Raw genomic sequence first — 17,428 nt, forward strand, 5'->3', positions numbered from 1 at the left:
TTGAAAACCCGAATATCCTGCAGGATCTTAATTCGCCTTCTTTATATAAGAAGATGTGTAAAAGCAGATCAGTGCAGGGTTATAAACCGATGATTTCGCTCCCGCCAGGAGATATTTTCCTTAATTTTGTTTCTATGAACATTATGGATTGGGGCAACTTAAGAAGCGAAGGGGGGATTAATTATGGTTCAAACACTGAGGCAAGTCATGACAAGTGACATTGTGTCCTGTTCGCCGAATCAGACGCTGAAAGAAGCGGCCGAACTGATGAGCAGGCACAATATCGGCTCGATTCCGGTCATCAATAACGGAAAACTTGAGGGGATCATTACAGACCGGGACATTACACTCCGCTCGGCAGCGCGCGGAAAAGACGACGACAAAGTGACCGTCAAGGAATGTATGACCAGCAGCAACCTGATTTCCGGAACGCCGGATATGGACGTTCATGAGGCTGCCCGGCTGATGTCTGAAAAGCAGATCCGACGATTGCCGATCGTCGAAAATAATCGTGTGGTCGGTATCGTTTCACTCGGCGATCTGGCAACAGAAAACCGGTTTCAGGATGAAGCCGGAAAAGCACTGTCCGGTATCTCAACGCCAAGCGGCCGCTGAGATAAGCTGCAGAATACCGTGAACCCCATAATCATCTGAAAAAATGATTGCACTGTGTCTGTAAAAAGAGAAGGAGATCCCTCCTTCTTTTTTTTTACAGACGGGGCAGGCCGGAGACGCCATTGAAAAAGTCCGAATTAGATTCTGGTTATTCGTATTCTTTGGTTGGGATTTTATCCGTACCGACTGAGAGCTTACCTGTAATCAAGGTCTAACTTCTTCAAATGGGACTCATCGCAAAATTTAGTGGCTGCCCGTTTTATTTTTTCATAGATATAGACAAAATGACCATCCAAGTCAGCGAATCATTGTATCTGTAGAACTCTTTGTATTTTTCATGTTTACAGAAGAAGTCATTCGATCAATTACGGTAACAGATTCTGCTTTCAGATTGCAGATTCCTTTATGGAGGCTTACAGTGGAGTATTATATTAAGCAATGGTTAAAGCATTTGGATTGGGCTATTATCATTTCAATGTTTTTGTTGGCCGTTTACAGTACGGTGGCCGTGTTCTCCTCTACGTACGGCAAGTCGGGGTCGAGTGTCCCGACCCAGATCGTTCCAAAACAAATCTTTTTCGAAATTCTGGGTTTTATTTGTATGATCGTAATGGCTAAATTTGATTACAGCTCGCTTCGCAGGTACAGCAAATGGCTTTATGGTATTTCAATTTTCTTGCTTCTCGTCGTTTTTGTTATGCCGAGAGAGTTTGGCGCGCACAGCTGGATTCCCCTCGGGATATTTGCATTTCAGCCTTCGGAATTTGCCAAACTTACGCTTATTGTTGCCGTTGGCGCATACATGGCTCATACGGATGAATCGGAAGTCCAAAGCCGTAAATTCAAACAGATGACCGCCATTTTCGGTATGCTCGTCGTGCCCTTTCTGCTTACACTGAAAGAACCCGCTTTAGGCCAGGCACTCGTCATGTTTGCGATTGTGTATGCGATGTACATCGTTTTTGCCAAGCGTTCACACTTCACATTGCTCATTCTTGGGTTCATTCTTGTTGTCTTTGGATTTACTGTTCTTGCTCTGGATTTCCCGCAGCAGTCAACCAATTTCATTGAGAACGTGCTCGTTAGGCACAACTTACTGCAATCGTTTCAGGCGGATCGAATTGTTACCTGGCTGAATCCCAGTTACGATCCTTCAGGTGCCGGCTATAACGTGCAGCAGGCTCAGGCGGCCGTGGGCTCAAGTGAAGTCTTCGGAGATGGATTCCTCAAGGGCGTCGCGACTCGCGGAGGCATGATTCCGAACCAGTCGACAGACTTTATTTTTACAGCGATCGCAGAACAGTTCGGGTTTATCGGATCGGCGATACTGGTTCTTGTGTTTCTTGTCCTTATTCAACGGCTTATACAAATAGCCTCTACGGCTCTCGACTCATTCGGTACCTATCTTGTTACCGGGATTATCGGTATGTTCGCTTTCCAGGTCTTTCAGAATGTTGGCATGGACATTTATCTGAGTCCTGCAACAGGAATCACGCTTCCGTTTATCAGTTACGGCGGCAGCTCGCTGATCGCCAACTATATTGCGGTCGGCCTCGCATTAAGTGTCTACAACAGAAGCAGATCCATTTTTTTCACGGTTTCAAGTCCCACATCGATTGGATAGACGCTGCAGAACGGAGCGTTCGGCCGAGTAACATGAAACAGATCAATATGTATAAACAGCAGGCATATCTGGCTTGTAAGCTCAGATATGCCTGCTGTTTTCAAAGTCACTCTCTCGTTTGACACAAACGAATGCTGTTTAAAATAACAAACAACGCTGCACACGTCTCATTCTGAACAGCTATCCAAAGCGCAGTCATCCGGGAAAAATCAGAGCTAGCGCGGCCGCTTTGATAATTAATGCAAAACCAATGTTCTATTTTATCACCGTTAATACTTTTCAGCTCATAGAAATGGTGAAAGGCAGTTTTGTCCGCCATGAGGACAAGACCAGTCTCTCCCATTCCGGAGAATTGCCCCGAAAGGAGAGTTAGTCGCCCTAAGAGTGTGAACGATCGTCCCAAAATGTTCTGGAATCGCCCTGTTCAGACGGAGAATCGCCCCGAAAGAAGGGCTATTCGCCCTAAGATAGCGAACTATCGCCCTAAAATGTTCTGGAATCGCCCTATTCACGCGGAGAAACACCCCGTCAGGAGTTTTTTTACCCTAAGAAAGGGCAGCAAGCAAAAATTGTATTGCCCGCTGCGCCTTAAGTCCGATTAATCAGGTTTTGCCCATGATCCGGATGATGAATGCAACATATGGGAGAAAAACAAGTTCATTTCTCTCCGATTCTTTTTTGTTAACCGCTTGTAATTTCGGACAACGGATTAACATGAAATTAAAAATCATTTTCATTCAAGGGGTTGCAATCTTGCTAGGATTGACGTAAATTGAGTGTGAGAATAAAAGTTTCTTTAGAGAAACTTATGTTCATTAAATCAACAGGGAGGTCAGGTTCAATGTCTTACAAGGAAGACGGGCAGTCAATTCTGTCGGCGGCAGAAAACGGTGCTGCTGTGGGGGCGCTTCCGAAACTCAAAAGCAGAAAGCACTCCGAATCGTTTCAATCAGCCATCGGGAAGAAAAAGGGCTGGAGGCAGGCACTGCCATTCCTCGGTCCAGCCTTTATTGCTTGCGTTGCTTATATTGATCCTGGAAACTATGCGACTAACATTCAGGGCGGGTCACAGTTTGGCTATTTGCTGCTGTGGGTGGTGGTCTTATCTAACCTGATGGCGATTCTGATTCAGACCTTATCGTCGAAACTGGGCATTGCCACCTCGCGTAATCTGCCGGAAATTTTGCGTGATGAATGGAAGCCGGGCGTCGCATTTTTTTACTGGATTCAGGGAGAAATCATGGTCATGGCCACCGACCTGGCCGAATTTATCGGCGCCGCGCTCGGCTTTCATCTTGTCTTTGGCTTACAGATGATTCCATCCGCCATTTTAACGGCGCTCAGCGTGCTGCTCATCCTCTTTTTTCAGATCAGGGGGTTTCGTCCACTTGAGATGGCGATCGCGACCATGGTCTTCATCATCGTTACCGCGTTCAGCTGCGAAATTGCTTTTTCATTGCCTCAGTTTGCACCGCTCATGGCCGGATTCATCCCGCACTTCCAGGGAACGGACAGTATTTTGCTTGCTGCCGGCATTTTGGGGGCAACCGTTATGCCCCACGCCATTTACATGCACTCGGGTCTGACGTGCAGAAGAGTTATTGGCCAAACGCCGGAAGAAAGGAAAAAGATTTTCCACTTTGAGCTGGTTGACATACTGATTGCGATGGTTATTGCTGGCATTGTCAATGCCGTGATGCTCGCTGTCGCCGCCTCGACTTTCCACGGACACATCGTGATTTCAGATTTAGATGTCGCTTTTAAACAGTTCGGTAATTTCATCGCACCAAGTGCTTCGCTTCTGTTCGGAATCGGCCTGCTGGCTGCCGGGCTGTCCAGCTCATGTGTCGGAACGCTGGCTGGCGATATTATGATGCAAGGCTTCATTCATAATCGGATTCCTATTTTTATCAGACGTGTTTGTTCCATGATTCCGCCGCTGGCCATTATAGTCACAGGCTCCAATGCAACCAACGCACTGGTGATGAGTCAGGTTGTCCTGTCCTTCGGCATTGCGCTGGCGATCATTCCGCTCGTTATTTTCACAAGCAAAAAAAGACTGATGGGCCAGCTGGTCAATCACAAACTGACGACATTCCTGGCATGGGCTGTAGCCGGAGTGGTCATCTGTCTAAACGTGTTCCTCCTCTATCAAACTTTCACAGGATAAGTGTTCATCAAAAAATGATTTATCCTGACCCAAGGTGTATCTGCCTCCCAGCGATGTTTCATCACTGAGAGGTTTTTTATTTCATGAATACTTTGCCATGGATTAAGAAGACAGCAGCCCATAAACATTTCAACGGGACTGATATACTCAGGAATACATGACTCAGTAAAACCGTGATAAAATCTTGAGCGTCATTTAATGGGTGCAAAAAACGAAAAAAGAGATGATTCGTACGAAATCAAAAATAGAACCATTCCCGCTTAAACGTCAACTTCCTTTCTTGTCCGCTTCGAGACATCAAGGTGAAGTAATGGACAAATAAGTTACCCGGCAATTATAAGGAACAGTAAGAATGAAACGAAAACATCTTGGCGTACAAAACCCGTCGCTGACACGACTGTCCATCGACGCTCAGTGGGGGTCTAAGCCTTTTATAAAATTAGTTATCGCCCATTTGTTTATAGGATAGGCTCTTCACTGGTCCGGCCAACATATGATTAAATCGTCCAATCATAATTATTATTAGGAGATGAAGCATCATGCGAGATGAAAGATTGTTTCCGGTCGGACCCAGTCCATTCTTTTATCCACCTTTCAGTCCGCCATTTTATGGTTACGGAGGTTTCCCTGGATACTATGGCTACCCGCCATTCAGGCCGCCTTTTGCATTTGGGTATCCCTTTTTCTGGTGATAGACACTCGAATTTGGTTCCCCGCAGTCAATCTTCTCGTTGTGACGATTCAGAAGGAGGCGTTACTTTCGATTAATCAATCTTATGACGGTGACGCTTGCTGGTTCCCGAGGAGATTGGGATACGGTCACAGATTTACTTGATCATCGTCCTGTTCATATTGCTTATCATGATCGGGACTTTTGTTGATTAAATCTGCTGGAATCCGTTTTCACCTGCACTAATCCATTCCTCAATCACTTCTTTAGAGAGCACCTCGCACCGTGTGCTCTTTTAGACATTTTCTTTGTGCTCTGGCGGCCACTTTATCGTCGTCCTCTATCGCTGAATTGACGAAGCGCTGTAAACAAATTTCCGTGCTTGAACTTAATTCCGTGTTCGTTACGTGAAGGATAAATGATTTCTTCCAGGCCTGGCTAAACAGGGCGATTCCGGACCTTTTTGGGGCGATTGTTCGATGCTTTAGAGCGATTCGCTCTGCTTCCGGGGCGATTAACTTATAGCGGGGTGACAGATTCCTGCAAAAAAATCAGATATCCGAGACCAATGCGGGCGCAAGCATTAAAGAAACCGATTGATAGCATCACTATATACTTCTTTAAATTATTAGTAAATTCATTATATGATAAGAGTAAACAAAAAAAGGAGCGCCTGTTCATGAAGATTATTGCTTTTTACGGCTCCATAAGAGATAAAGGAAACTCGGAACAACTTGCCGATATTGCACTTCAAGATTTGGATGTTACAAAAATTTTTTTGAAGGATTATCATATTGATCCGATATCCGATCTGAATCGTTTAACGAAAAAAGATCCGTCAAATTCAGAAAACGACGATTACCGGGCGCTGATTCAAAAACAAATTCTTGCGGATCTCCTGTTATTTGTTACCCCAGTCTATTGGTACGGCATGTCAAGCCTGCTAAAACTGTACATCGATCGTTGGTCTGAAGCGTTGAGGGATCCGTCAATACCGGGTTTCAGGGAAAAAATGAAGGAGAAGGAAGTTCATTTAATAACCGTTGGGGGCGATGAACCCTACGTCAAAGCTTTGCCGATGATCCAGCAGACACAATTCATTTGCGACTTTTTACAAATGAAATTCGGCAGTTATATTATTGGCAAGGGTGATAAGAAAGGTGAAGTTTTAACCGATAAGAACGCCCTTCATTCCGCCGTCAATTTAAATCACTATTTAAAGGCACGTTCCAGTCTTTGAGAGTACCGCTGCATGAACTCGAACTTTAAATAAATCCCTTTCAAGGCTTGATGTAGGCAAAACCGCTATTTTGTTTTTTTACTAATTCTATAATTCCCGCCGGAACGATAGCTACAAATTTCGGCAGATCTTCTTTTAGAATATGTTGTGCGTTCAATGCATTTTGACAAGCAACGAACTGACCCCCCCACTAAGCTCAGTCATTTGAGTGATATATTTTTTCGACTGATAAGCATGAACTGCCGAAGCGTTAGCAAGTACTTCAGTCTCCAGAGCTTCATTATCAACGAAGAGATTTTTTACATTTCCGAGTAGCAGCGGCCATTTTTCTTCTTCATCTATCCTGAATGGGAAACAAGGTATCATAAGCCGGCAACTTCTTTCTTTGCGAGCCACCCCCCTTAAGATGCCGCCAAGCATGCCGCCTTGTTTCACAATCCCCGATCAAATCATAAAATCTACGCTGGATGAGCCGTATCATTAAGTACTGAAATGGGACAAACCATTGTCTTGCTCTAATCACTCCGCCCGGTACAGGCAATTCCGTAAAAAGCGATTTTCGCTAATTTGTAATAATAACTTTAAAAATAAGCATTGACCTTGGATCATCAATAAAATAAGATAATCATGTAATGATAATGATTATCAATCCCATAAAGGCAATTTCATGAAAGAGGCATTTTGTATGGATAAACCGACTTTAACCGTTTCGCATTCATTTAATTGGAGACGGCGCATAACTTTGATTGCAGCAACATTCGGACCCGGATTAATGGTCATGCTCGCAGATACGGATGCCGGAAGTATTATTACGGCCGCACAGTCGGGCACTCAATGGGGCTACAAGATGATTCTTCCGCAAATCCTATTAATTCCCATCCTCTATTTGGTCCAGGAAGTAACCGTTCGTTTAGGCATTGTAACGGGTAAAGGGCACGGAGAATTGATTCGCGAAAGATTCGGGATGAAGTGGGCGCTGCTGTCTGTTGTCACCTTGTTTTTAGCGTCTGTAGGGGCGCTGGTTACTGAATTTGCCGGTATTGCAGGTGCCGGCGAATTATTTGGCATCCCCTCCTGGCTCAGTGTCAGCGCGGTAACGCTCATCTTAATTGCGATTGGTTTAACGGGCAGTTATAAACGGTTTGAACGAATTGGGATCGCCATTGGATTATTTGAAGTTTTCTTTTTAGTCGCCGCTTATCTGTCACATCCTAATCCGGCAGAAATGGCGCGAGGCCTAACGTCTATGCCGCTTGGCAGCAAAGACTACGTGTACTTACTCGCAGCGAATGTCGGGGCTGTTATTATGCCTTGGATGGTCTTTTATCAGCAGGGCGCTGTTCTTGATAAAAAGCTGACGATACGCGATCTGAAAGCCACGCGATGGGACACATTATGCGGCTCAATCGTCACACAATTGATTATGATTGCAGTTCTCATAACCTGTGCCGCAACCATTGGCAAAGTGAATCCCGGCCTGACATTAAATGATGTAAGGCAAATATCTGACGCATTGGAACCGTTTCTTGGATTTTTCGGGGCAAAACTAGCATTCAGTTTAGGTATCGTAGGAGCCGGTATTATTGCTTCATTAGTTGTTTCCGTTGCCGGAGCCTGGGGCATTGGCGAGGTATTCGGTTTTAATAAAAGTCTCAACCATAAAGTGAAAGATGCAAAGATCTTTTACTTAATCTATACCCTTGCGCATGTGGGTGGAGCCATTTTAGTCATCTGCAGTGTGAATCTGGTTAAAATTACGCTTGACGTTGAAGTCATGAATGCCATGCTGCTCCCCATCGTTCTTGGCTTTTTACTTGTACTGGAGGCCAAAGCATTACCGAAAGAACAGCGTATGAAGGGATTTCATAAATATTTGGTTTGGAGCCTTTCAGGGATTGTTATGGTTTTTGGACTCTATATGAGCATCTCCAGTATTTTTTCGTCATGAGTATCTAGGCTGTCTAAAGACGAGAGGATTCAGACACCGCTCTTTCAATTGAAATCCTCGGCACGGTTTCGGGTTTCTCCAGTAATCCCTATCACGAGAACGACTTTCATGATGAAATGACTCCACTTTCTCACGCCATGTCTTAATTCTTTCTCTATTTTAGATTTTCTTTTATCAAGGACAAAAAGCGGAACAGTTCAAGGGAGAAAATCATCCCGCTCAACCAGACCGCACCGAAGACGTATCCGGCCATTAAATCACTAGGATTGACGTGCGAAACAAAGATGCCGGAGATGGAATAGGCCAGCAAAATGAAAATAAATAAGAAAAACATGATTGATCCGAAAAGATAGCTTTTCTGATGCCGGCTTGCCATCATCAGGAAAAAACCATAAAAGACGATTAAAATCATGGATTGCTGATTGGGGAAATCCTGGCTAATAAATTTTCCACTTAGCATGAAACGGAATAACCAGCGGATCCCGCCCGAAAAAAGAAAACTTCCAATCGATGTCACTGCAAAGAAGAGCAGTTCGAGCCATTTATTTGTATGGTTGACAAGAATGATGATCATCGTCATCAAGAAAATAATGCCTAGAGCCATCCAAGATGACAGAAAATGGATATCAGTCATCACCCACCGCCAATGGGGATTGAAAAGCGAGAAAATGATCGTCCTGGAAACCGCGTTGAATGGATCAAATTCATTGCTGACGAAATCCTGAATCATTCCGAGCATTAACGTAAAAAGAAAAACAAATAGAATCAGAATCAAAAAAATAAACACTTTTATTTTCAAAAAACTTTTGTACCGTTTAAAAACAGAATGAAAGAGCAGCTGACCGGATTCTTTGATATACCGTTGATTCGCTTTTATGACAATGTAACAAAGGACTAAAATACCGATCACTATACTGGCCAGCACCAGCCATTTTTTGATCTCACCCTGATACTTATCCCATTCCGGCCCCAGTACATAGCCCAACGAGATAAAAGTGCCTGTCCAAAGGAACACACCGATATAAGAAAAGATGCAAAATGATCGGAACGGGAGACGAATCACGCCTGAAGTAATGCTCGCTATATGCCGAATACCGGGGATAAAGTAACAAAAGACTAACAACACTTTTCCGTATTTTTCAAACCATTTTGATACCCTTTCCAATTTTTCAGGTCCCATATGTATATAGCGGCCAAACTTGCGGAAGAACGGAAGACCCAGTTTATATCCGATCCAGTAGGAAACCGTGACCCCGAAAATCCCCCCGATTCCGGCGGAAAGATAGGCAAAAACAAGGTTCATCTTGCCTTGAAAGGACAGAATGCCGACATAACTCATGAGTGCTTCGTTTGGAATAGGAATAAGAATAAGCTCGAACATTAACGATAGAAAAAGAGTGATGTATCCATATTCATTCAACAAATGAATCAATCCGCTCATAATGAATCCCTCCATGCCGCTCAGCATAATGAACCGTTTCAAAGGCTATTCGTAAATCGTATGGTTTCACTAGACAAATTAGGACTTCATCAGGTAAATTCTTTAAGAATCGCCGGAGCTCCTTCACCCGTCAGAAACTTAATCTATCCCTTAATGTTACATTCAACTCTGTGACACCACAAGCGTTCATTTAGCACTTAACAAAACATTTATTAAGAAAAATTTTATACCAGAATATAAAAGATTACCAATTTAAATCACCAATGTCGCTCGTTTTCGTTCATCAATGCTCCAAAAAAGTGCTGAAAAAATAACCAATAAGAATCGGGACACCTTAGTTCATTGTCTGCCTTGAAGGCCGGGTTATATACCGTTCCCATTATTTATTTAGCGGCATTTTATACAGTGAATGGAGGTGATCATGATGTTCGGATCTTGCCCGCCAATATGTTGCGATCCTCGATATGTCGTCCACGATACCTTTTGCCCGAGAATGGTTCCTGTTGTCCACCCGATTGTTCACATAAACAGACGAAACATATTTAATGTACCAAGACATTTTTACCCACAATATGTTCAAAACGTTGTTGTTGATCCCGGATGTCCACCCACACGCAGATTTCACTGGTAATTTAGTGTTTTAATCGGGCAGTTCTTCTCGATCTATGCTTTGTCAAGCGGACAGGAGAAATCCGGGTATTATAAACGGTCCTCGTAAAGACGGCTTGACAAACTCAGATGTTTATTAATGAATCAGATCCCGACATGCATCCGGGATCTGATTTTTAAGTTTCTTTTGGAGCTCCGTAAATTGTGTTCCTATAGAGGATATAATCGTACTTAGATTCGCTGCTCTGCGCCCCAGCACGTAGATGGTACCTTTTATATGGATTCGACCAACGTTGAAACAGCCAGCGTCAGGAGGCGAGGCCTTCGATTCCCATTATCAGAACATCCCAATTCCATCCTCTTCTCCTGTTTGACTCGCTGACCGGGGGCTGTCTAATAGCTACCCTGTGATGGAGCAATGTTTAGCCGTGAATTTTATCCGGACGGTTCGAGTCAAAAATAAGTCGATTTTTGATAAATCACCCGTCAGGGAAAGAAAATAATTACTTTATGAATAATTCAGAAATAAATCTACCTGCGGATAAAAAATGTGTAAGATTTGGCGGATTACGATGTATCGTTACCGAGCGATGAGTACCATCATTGAAACTTATTATTTAAATGAACAATACAGCATGCAAACTGAAGCCTAGTTCCGCTACGTGGAGATAACGCTCAGCCCTCTCTTGTAGGATAGCAGATTATCTCGGCTGAACAGAACGGATGATACCCTTTTTTACCAAGCAATGTGCCTTATGATGCAATGTCTATCACAGACCGTTTCACCATGAAACAGAGGGTTTGTTTGATCCGTATCTCGTCCAAGAATTTTGCAGAATGAGCTACAGCCGGGTCCCCGCTGTGATAGGTGATGATGCTTGGCTGATTACTGTTTCACTGGATTTTTTTCTTCACCATTTTTTGCAAAAAAAGAAACGAAAAAGAGATCTCTTCTCCGTATGATTAATTTACCATTCATTGATTTATTGAGCCCCATTGCTGAATTAAACCTCTTGGTCCGTCAGTTGCAAGTTGAGGACCCCAACTTGATGTACTATTTAATGATACAATTCCCCAACTATTTGGGCGCATAATTGGGCCCCCGCTCATCCCAGCAGTAACAAATGCATCATGCGTAATTGTGCTAGATTCTATTTTACCTATAATACCATAGCTCCTATACATGTAATAATAATAAGATCCATTAGATTGGAAACTCTTATCACCTGGATATCCAACTGAATAAATATCATCGTTAACATTAACACTCGAATTAATTGATAAATGATTTGGAAAATTGGTGTTTATACTCAGATTGATTACAGCGTAGTCAAATCCAACATCTTTATAATAGATGCTTTCTCCACTTGGAGGAGTCGTGTTTTGCCACCCTCCTGAGACATATGCTTCTGTTGTATATTCCCCTCCATAAGGCAAATCAGTTCCATTCTCAGCTGGATATACTGCCCATCCCTGATAAAATTTTTTGTTGTACGCATTATAAACACAATGAGCCGCAGTAACAACAGTATTATGATCGACAAACCACCCTGTACAGCTATAACCATAGGTTCCATCTGTAAAATCGATTTGAGCAATAGCGTTATATGGAAAAGATGTTGTTGGATTAATTTGTACTCGATTATCAGTCGTGTTTGGTTGTAAAAAAATTGAATTAAATTGATTTGATGAGTGAAGTGAAGTGTTTGATTTAATTAAATCTCCCTGAGAACTGATAGAGTATTCATACGGAGAAGATTCTTGCCCTAGTTTTTTTAAATCTCGAGTATTCAAATTCTTTACAGGGTGTTTAGACTTTCTAACATAATTTAATAACTTATTCAAACGCTCCCCTTCTACCCTCGGCATGGTAATACTTTGCTGAGCATTAATTACTTTTTTCTCAGCAGCTTGTGCCACTGGATGATTCGAACATAGAATCAAAATTAAAAACAAGGACACAATAATTCTAAATATTGTCAAACTACTTTTTTTCAAGAAATCACCCCCTAGTAATATTCTTAATATTATATTATTATAATATTAAGAATAAAAGGACAAGGGATGACTAAAAATAAAAAAATTAGCAATAGTGTCATTAATATTAACTTTTATTTTAGTTAGTTGCTCTTATAAAGGTAATCTTGAAAAACAAAATAATCCAAAGGTAAATGTTAATATAGAGATTATGGATGTGAAGAAAATGTATAAGAAATATACAGTCCACATAATGAGAGAGTATCAACCTAACGACGGCTATCTCCCTATAGATAAATATAGAATTGTTAACGGATCCAAATTTAAATTGAGATTAGAAATGGGTAAAAAGTATACAATTATCGTCACCCCAACTATTAGTACGAATGTGAAAGACTCAATTCAAAGAAAACTTAAATCTCCTAGTAAAGGGCCAACATTCCCAGCAATTAAAAAAACAATTGTTCCAAGCCCAAAGCATGATAAATTAGTGTTTATTATTAAATAGGGGCGATTAATTAAAAAAACTTGTCATACTAGTGCTTTACGCCTCTTTGGATATAACAAGCGTCATTAATGCTGTATAAACCCATGCAACACTAATGAGAACAAATATAAACCTGCTGTCCGTAATTGGTCCAATAGGGCGAACTGAAAATGACTTCGTCGCCCGGGTCTAAAAGAGTGGTCAGCCCCAGAAAAAGAGCGCCCATCCCGCCGGTGGTCACAAGGCAGTTTTCGACATCATAGGAAACGCCAATCGTCTTCTCCAAGTAACTCACATAAGCCTCTCTGAGCCTGGTAATGCCCGCGCCGGGTGCATATTTTGTTTCCCCTTCATCAAGGGATCGTTTGGCTGCCTCAATGATATTAGGGGCGGTGATGAAGTCGGGTTCACCAACCGCAAAAGAGATGACATCCTCAATACGGGCAGCACGGACCATCATTTCCCTGATGGGAGAATGCTGGATCGCTGTCACTTTATCAGCGTATTTCATTAATTTGTCCTCCTGCTTTAGAACATTAATCTGACACCTATCCATAATGCATATTACTATAATTATAGAATCATTTCATAGACTAAGTAAAAACATATTTTCTCATTGATTCAAGTGACAAAATAAATTTCTTGTACAATGTAGATCTATTTATTTGATTAGCAAACTTAATCTCAACTTTCACAGCTTAACTCCGGCAGGTATCCCTTCCAGTCAACAGTGAAAAACGAAAGGAGAAATTATCCTTTCGTAGTTAACCGGCTCTTTTCCGCGCTCTTACCTTTCGACTGTTACTAACACAAACAGGATATGGCTAATCCCCCCCGTTTAGATTGCAGTTACCCTGATCAGTCAGTCTGTTTGTACTCGCGAACGATCTCCATAAATTGACGGATGCGCTCCGATAATTCCAGTGTCTTTCGATAAACGAGCATTACCGTTAAAAGCGGTTGTCCCTGGTCTGTCAATGGAATACTGATGATCGGATCACCGGGTAAAATCGATAAATCGGCGATATAACTGATTGCCATCCCGCGGGAAACAATTCTCTTCAGTGTATCTATGTTGCTGCTGCGATAAATAATGTTCGGGGTGACCCCAGCATGATGGGCAATCTGTTCAAAAGCAACCGGATTAGCGAAGTGATTATTTAAAACAACGAATGGAAAGGCGCTTGCCTCCTGAAAACTGACGGACTTGCGGTTTGCCAGCGGGCTGGATGGACTGACCACAATCTTAAAATGCATGACCTTCAGGCTTTCCGTTACTAACTGATCATGAATCTGCGGCGCCACGCTGCCGATCAGTCCAATATCAATCCTGCCTTCCAGGATCGAACGCAAGACTTCACGCGAGCCCGCTTCATAGGTGTATAAATGATTCAGTAATCCGCTTTTTAACAATTGGTTCGTGACACTCGGGAAAAAATGACTGCTGATTGTCGGTGACATGCCAAACCGGATTTTCTGCTGATTCATTGCATCAATTTCCTGGTGTGCCAGCCGCCACTCGTTCAGTATGGGCTCTATGTGATGGTACAGCTGCTTCCCGCTGTCCGTGATCCGCAGCTCATTATGGGCATAATTTCTCTCAACTAATTTTGCTTGAAACTCTTTCTCCATCCTTTTAACCGCCAGCGTGATCGTCGGCTGGCTGACTTTAAAATATCCGGCAACTTTCGTGAAATTCTGATCCTGAACTAATCGATAAAAATATTTTAAGTCCTGGATGTTCAATTCATCTCGTCCCTGCTATAAATATTTTTTATGACCCTTTGAATAGTTGACTATGATTCTAGCATAGATGTATGCTCGTTGGTACCAGGAAATAAGTATAATTAATGGCACTGCAAGAAATCTGTTCATCGCTTAGTTTCATTTGAAATTGAGAGAAAATTTTGTTGATCCTGATCAGTCATGGAGGCATTTACATTGGGAACGTTCATTCAAGGCACAGAGGGTGTTTTAGTTATTCTCGTTATGATTAGCGTGGGCTACATATTAGCCCGCCGCGGCTGGTTTGATAAAAAGACCGGCAAATTACTTGCAAAATTGGTTACACAAATTGCATTACCCGCTTATATGATCAGTACGATCACGTCTGATTTTAACAGTAAAGAATTGATTAATCTGCTGCCTAACCTGCGTTTTCCGGTTCTCTCAATGATTATCCTGTTTGGCGTTTCATTTTTAGCTGTCAAAATATTTGCCGTTCCGCGAAACCACAGCGGTCTGTTTAAATCGATGTTCTGCAACTCGAACACGGTTTTCATCGGTTTGCCGGTGAATATGGCGCTGTTCGGCAGTCAAAGTCTGCCTTTTGTGCTCGTCTATTATATGGCCAACACGATATTCTTCTGGACATTAGGCGTTTACCTGATTCAAAGAGACGGTGATACCCAGACGAAGATCAGTCTGAAGTCGACGCTGAGCAAAATCTTTTCAGCACCGCTGTTAGGCTTTATTGTCGGCGTTATTCTGGTGCTTCTGCACATTAAGCTGCCAACATTCCTGATGTCCGATTTCAACTATATCGGCGGTCTGACGATCCCTTTGTCCATGCTCTTTATCGGCATTGCGATTCATCAGGCAGGATTAAGCAAGCTTCGCCTGAATAAAGATAATCTCGGTATCTTGATCGGCCGCTTCATCGCCGCACCCGGACTCATGACACTGCTTGTTTTGCCGGCGCCGATGCCTGCTCTCATGAAAGAGGTTTTCATTTTACAATCAGCTATGCCGGTCATGACCAATGCGCCCGTCGTTTCCGAACTTTATCATGCCGACTCGGATTACGCGGCAGTTATGGTTACGGAGACGACACTCCTCAGTCTGATTGAAATTCCGATTCTGATGGCGATTATTTAAGGAAAAATTCAGAAGTCATTCCTGTCGATAAAGAGCCCAGAGCCTTGGTGATGCCAAGTTCTAGAGCTCTTTATTTTTGGCTATTTTATTGCTCAATGTTGTTTTTGCTGCTTTGTCGATTGAGCGGAAGGTGCACGGGCTTCTGTGAGAACAGCGAGCCAGGCTCGCGGATCGCCTGTGAAAAGCAAGTGCATGGAGCGTAAAGCAACAGAAAAGTTTAATAAAGCCTATTTTTTAAGCAAAGACGCTGCCATGTTCATGCTGACATAGAAAAAAATGATAGAATGACTTTGTATGATTAAATGAAGGCAAAGCATCCGGAGGTTAGTATGGACTACAAACATATCGTTTTTGATATTGACGGCACACTGATTGATACTGAATATGCAACCCTTCATTCGCTGCAGGATGCGATCCGGGAATTGCAGAAAAAAAACATCGAATTGTCTGAATTAAGCTTCGCGCTAAGTATTCCGGATGAGGATACGCTTAAACGGCTGGGCGTCCCGGACATCGGGCTTGGCATGAGGGTTTGGCAGGATCATTTCAATCGGTACCTCTCCACTGTCAGCGTCTTTAAAGGAATCAGAGAGCTGCTGGAGGAATTAAGAAAGAAACACTATAAATTAGGTATCATTACATCCCAAACGAAACAGGAATATAAGGATGGCTTTCTGCATTTTGGGTTGGGGAATTTCTTTGACGCGGTCATCTGCACCGAGGACAGTGTCCGGCACAAACCAGATCCTGAACCGATGAAAAAGTATCTGCAGACAACAGGCGCGTCGGAAGAAGACGTCTTATTCGTCGGCGACAGCATCTATGATATGCAGTGTGCTTCGAGCGCGGGGGTCGATTGCGGACTGGCTCTGTGGGGCTGCCTTTCCGCGCGGCACATCCAAGCGACATATTATTTCAATATGCCCGATGATGTTCTGAGCCTACTGATCAAAAAAGCGGCCGTCTCTATGCAAAAGCCCTGGCTGAGCTGGGCGATGGAGCTGCAGGCTCTGGCTCAAGCGGGCCTTGCGTATTCAAAAGATCGCTTTGATCTGGAACGATTTTCGCGGATCAGAGATATTTCTGCAGAACTGTTAAGCATGAAATCAGGGTTTTCCAGAGAGCATATCAAAGAGATTTTCTGTAATGAGACCGGTTATCAGACTCCGAAGCTGGACACACGGGCAGCAATTTTCGATAACGGCAGGATTCTGCTGGTAAAAGAAAGGACCGGCACTTGGTCCCTGCCCGGCGGCTGGGTGGATGTCGATCAATCGATAAAATCCAACACGGTCAAGGAGGTCAAAGAAGAATCCGGCTTCGATGCCGTTCCGATCCGAATCGTTGCCGTTCAGGACAGAAGCGCCCATAATCTTCCCGTTTATGCTTACGGCGTTTGCAAAGTCTTTGTTCTATGCGAAATTGTCGGAGGCCAATTTGAAAAAAATATTGAGACCGTTGAGAGCCGGTTTTTCGCGCCAGATGAACTGCCTCCCCTTTCGGAAGAAAAAAATACGGAGGAACAAATAAAGATGTGTTTCCGAGCCTTCAGGGACAAAGACTGGCAGACACAATTTGATTAATAGCTAACCGTGATTTGTACACGGTTATGGACTATACAGAAAAAACAATAAAGGACTTTTTTTTGAGGGCGATATTTTCCCGTGGAGGGCGATATTTTCCCGTGGAGGGCGATATTTTCCCGTGGAGGGCGATATTTTTCCGTGGAGGGCGATATTTTTCCGTGGAGGGCGATATTTTTCCGTGGAG

At 43.1% G+C, this 17,428-nt stretch carries 12 protein-coding genes; 7 read left to right on the forward strand and 5 right to left on the reverse strand.

The window, feature by feature from the left end; translation table 11 throughout:
• The first annotated feature begins 183 nt into the window (after window positions 1-183).
• The 4 genes from IEX81_RS08700 (at window position 184) to IEX81_RS08715 (ending at window position 6,319) form a co-directional block, all read left to right on the forward strand.
• Window positions 184-615 (forward strand): CBS domain-containing protein, encoded by a 432-nt coding sequence (locus IEX81_RS08700; protein ID WP_188802688.1) that lies wholly within the window; start codon window positions 184-186, stop codon window positions 613-615.
• Between the two features lie 418 nt (window positions 616-1,033).
• Window positions 1,034-2,239 carry an FtsW/RodA/SpoVE family cell cycle protein gene (locus IEX81_RS08705; RefSeq protein ID WP_229727532.1) on the forward strand — a complete coding sequence of 402 codons (1,206 nt, stop codon included), beginning with the start codon at window positions 1,034-1,036 and terminating at the stop codon, window positions 2,237-2,239.
• An 841-nt stretch (window positions 2,240-3,080) separates the two neighbouring features.
• Window positions 3,081-4,409, forward strand: a complete 1,329-nt coding sequence (locus IEX81_RS08710; protein ID WP_188802690.1) for an Nramp family divalent metal transporter — start codon at window positions 3,081-3,083, stop codon at window positions 4,407-4,409.
• Window positions 4,410-5,758: 1,349 nt separating this feature from the next.
• Window positions 5,759-6,319 carry a flavodoxin family protein gene (locus IEX81_RS08715; RefSeq protein ID WP_188802691.1) on the forward strand — a complete coding sequence of 187 codons (561 nt, stop codon included), beginning with the start codon at window positions 5,759-5,761 and terminating at the stop codon, window positions 6,317-6,319.
• A gap of 153 nt (window positions 6,320-6,472) precedes the next feature.
• On the opposite strand, the gene IEX81_RS08720 is transcribed toward IEX81_RS08715, so the two are convergent.
• Window positions 6,473-6,754, reverse strand: coding sequence for a hypothetical protein (locus tag IEX81_RS08720; protein ID WP_229727533.1), 282 nt, complete (start codon window positions 6,752-6,754; stop codon window positions 6,473-6,475).
• A gap of 250 nt (window positions 6,755-7,004) precedes the next feature.
• Between IEX81_RS08720 and IEX81_RS08725 the strand changes: the two genes are divergently transcribed.
• Window positions 7,005-8,267, forward strand: coding sequence for an NRAMP family divalent metal transporter (locus IEX81_RS08725; protein ID WP_188802692.1), 1,263 nt, complete (start codon window positions 7,005-7,007; stop codon window positions 8,265-8,267).
• Between the two features lie 154 nt (window positions 8,268-8,421).
• Here the strand turns inward: IEX81_RS08725 and IEX81_RS08730 are convergent, their stop codons facing one another.
• The 4 genes from IEX81_RS08730 to IEX81_RS08745 all read right to left on the reverse strand — a co-directional run bounded on the left by IEX81_RS08730 (window position 8,422) and on the right by IEX81_RS08745 (window position 14,527).
• Entirely contained in the window at window positions 8,422-9,708 is a 1,287-nt protein-coding gene (locus tag IEX81_RS08730; protein ID WP_188802693.1) for a VTT domain-containing protein, read from the reverse strand.
• Window positions 9,709-11,292: 1,584 nt separating this feature from the next.
• Entirely contained in the window at window positions 11,293-12,315 is a 1,023-nt protein-coding gene (locus tag IEX81_RS08735) for a trypsin-like serine peptidase (protein ID WP_308424073.1), read from the reverse strand.
• Between the two features lie 578 nt (window positions 12,316-12,893).
• Entirely contained in the window at window positions 12,894-13,292 is a 399-nt protein-coding gene (locus IEX81_RS08740; RefSeq protein WP_188802694.1) for an aminotransferase class I/II-fold pyridoxal phosphate-dependent enzyme, read from the reverse strand.
• A 347-nt stretch (window positions 13,293-13,639) separates the two neighbouring features.
• Window positions 13,640-14,527: a LysR family transcriptional regulator gene (locus IEX81_RS08745; RefSeq protein ID WP_188802695.1), complete on the reverse strand. Its 888-nt coding sequence runs from the start codon at window positions 14,525-14,527 to the stop codon at window positions 13,640-13,642.
• A 195-nt stretch (window positions 14,528-14,722) separates the two neighbouring features.
• On the opposite strand from IEX81_RS08745, the gene IEX81_RS08750 reads away from it, so the two are divergent.
• Together IEX81_RS08750 and IEX81_RS08755 are read left to right on the forward strand one after the other, a co-directional pair.
• Complete coding sequence (locus IEX81_RS08750) at window positions 14,723-15,658, forward strand: AEC family transporter (RefSeq protein WP_229727534.1); 936 nt, start codon at window positions 14,723-14,725, stop codon at window positions 15,656-15,658.
• Between the two features lie 329 nt (window positions 15,659-15,987).
• A complete protein-coding gene (locus tag IEX81_RS08755) occupies window positions 15,988-17,241 on the forward strand; it encodes an NUDIX hydrolase (RefSeq protein WP_188802697.1) in 1,254 nt (417 codons plus the stop codon).
• The last annotated feature ends 187 nt before the right edge of the window (window positions 17,242-17,428 follow it).

Origin of the sequence: Sporolactobacillus putidus, from assembly GCF_014647035.1 — a bacterium.
Taxonomy (GTDB): Bacteria; Bacillota; Bacilli; order Bacillales; family Sporolactobacillaceae; genus Sporolactobacillus; species Sporolactobacillus putidus.